Raw genomic sequence first — 2404 nt, 5'->3', positions numbered from 1 at the left:
AGGACCTCGGGGGCGTTCGGTTAACTGCGGGAGCGTGCCGTCAGCTCAATGTGTTCGGTTGGGATCGGAAATCAACCAGTGATCTTACTGAACATATGGCGCACCTTGTCCAGGCGGCTGTTTGGACGGCGGGGCTGGATGACTGGCTTGCCGACAGCGGCCTGATACCCTTTCAGTTCTGTAAGGCATACGCTCTGCCCGTTGGTGTAAAAGGCCAGATCAGTACGGTATGCCTGTATACAGCGGGCGGGAATCTCGCCAGTAAAGACAACTTCATCCTTTTTTACCTGGACCGTTTCGATGGTGGCACAGTATTTCGGTGCATCATGATAAGCCCTGGAAAGATATTCCCGGGGCGCATAGAGGGTGAAGGAGAGATGAGGTTCCAGCAGTTGCGTCCCTGATTCCTTCAATGCCTGTTCCAATACAATCGGGGCCAATGAGCGGAAGTCCGCCGGCGTGCTGACCGGACTGTAATAAAGCCCGTATTCAAAGCAAATCTTACAGTCCGTTACGTTCCAGCCGAACAAGCCCTGCTCCAGCCCGTAACGGATACCATCCCTGACAGCGTTTTGAAAACTCTGGTTCAAGTATCCCAGCGAAACCCGGCTCTCGTATTGTACACCGGAGCCAAGCGGGAGTGGTGTAACAGACAGTCCGATGGATGCCCAAAACGGGTTGGGCGGCACCTCGATATGGATGGTGTGGCTGGCTGCTTTGAGCGGCCGCTCCATATAAATGACGGTGGGTTCCTTTACCACTGTTTCAAGCTTGTATTTTTCCGACAGCAAAGCGGAAACAACCTCCAACTGCACCCGGCCCAAAAAAGAAAGAATGATCTCATGGGTGATGGAATCCACCTCGCAGCGCAAAAGCGGGTCAGTATCCGCAAGTTGCGTAAGAGCGTCCAGCAGCCGTTCTCTTTGCGCTGCCGTTTTCGGCGCAATCGACGTCCGCAGCATGGGGAGGGGGTCCTCACGCCACCTTTTACGAGGGAGCCGGGTTGGGTCCCCTAATACATCGTTTAACCTCACGCTGTCGCTGGGAAGGATAACAATTTCACCCGGATAAGCGGTGTCTGTCCGAACAATTTCCCCTTTGGATGGAATACGCATCTCTGTGATTTTCAGCTTTTCTCTCCCGGCCAGAGCCACCGTATCCCGCAGGCGCAGCGTTCCGCTGTATAGCCGCAAATAGATGAGCCGCTGGCCACAATCTGTATACTCCACCTTGAAAACGCTGCCGCATAGGGCGTCGCTCCCCTGTTCCCCAATCGGTTGGAACAGCCCTGTCACCGCATCCATCAACGGTTGAATGCCAAGGCCCTTTTTGGCGCTGCCATGATAGACCGGGAACAGGGAGGCGTCTTGAACCCGCCGCTGTTCCTCCTGCGCAAGTTCTTCCCGGCTGATTGGTTCTCCTGCGATATACTTTTCCAATAATTCATCGTTATTTTCGATGACCGCATCCCATGCTTCTATGTCGGTATTTTCCTCCAGGACTATTTCCGGGGACAGCGACACCGTCTGCTTGATGATAATATCGGCGGAGAGCTTATCCCGAACAGACTGATACACGCCCTGCAAATCAACGCCAGCCTGGTCGATCTTATTGATAAAGATAACGGTGGGAATGTCCATTTTCCGCAGGGCATGGAACAGAATACGGGTCTGGGCCTGCACACCATCTTTAGCGGAGATCACCAAGATGGCCCCATCTAAAACAGCCAAAGAGCGGTACACCTCCGCCAAAAAATCCATGTGGCCGGGCGTATCCACAATGTTGACTTTACATCTGTGCCACTGGAAGGAAGTGACTGCCGCTTGAATGGTAATCCCACGCTGCCGCTCCAAAAGCATGGTGTCCGTCCTCGTTGTCCCTTTTTCGACGCTCCCCGGTTCTGAAATGGCTCCGCTGGCATATAGCAGGCTCTCCGTCAAGGTTGTCTTTCCAGCGTCTACATGGGCAAGAATCCCGATATTGATAATGTTCATGTCTATCCTCCATACAAGGCCCAAATGGGCGCAAAAATCCCCAGCGGCTAATACTTTTACCGCTGGGGATCATGACTTCGGACAAACAGAAGTATGACGGCTTACATGAGCCGCTGTCGTCACGATATTTACTAAAAAGGCAAAAGTATTCTTAAATTGGGTACAAAAACTAAGCCCCTGCAAGGGGCAATCATTTTTGCGCCCATTATCAAATTTTATTTAAGAATACCTTGCCGCATATTTTTTACTCCTTTTCTGGATAAAATCATTGTATCACATCAGTTTTAGGAAAGCAAGTACCTAAAAGAAATTTTTCTTCCCCTTATATGTAACCCTTGATTGGCAACTTCATCCGAACACTTCCCACATTCATCCGTACATGTACGGATGAATGTGGGAATCCGATACCC

The 2404-nt window shown here is 51.4% G+C and carries 1 protein-coding gene; it reads right to left on the bottom strand.

Going from position 1 to position 2404, the window contains the following annotated elements:
- Positions 1 to 71: 71 nt before the first annotated feature.
- Positions 72 to 1994: a tetracycline resistance ribosomal protection protein Tet(W) gene (gene tet(W), locus GT571_RS09905; RefSeq protein WP_161156979.1), complete on the bottom strand. Its 1923-nt coding sequence runs from the start codon at positions 1992 to 1994 to the stop codon at positions 72 to 74.
- Positions 1995 to 2404: the final 410 nt, after the last annotated feature.

The sequence above is a fragment of the Collinsella aerofaciens genome (genome assembly GCF_009876115.1).
GTDB lineage: Bacteria > Actinomycetota > Coriobacteriia > Coriobacteriales > Coriobacteriaceae > Collinsella > Collinsella aerofaciens_N.
Note: the sequence above shows the minus strand (reverse complement) of the source record. Positions and strands in the feature narration are given on the sequence as shown.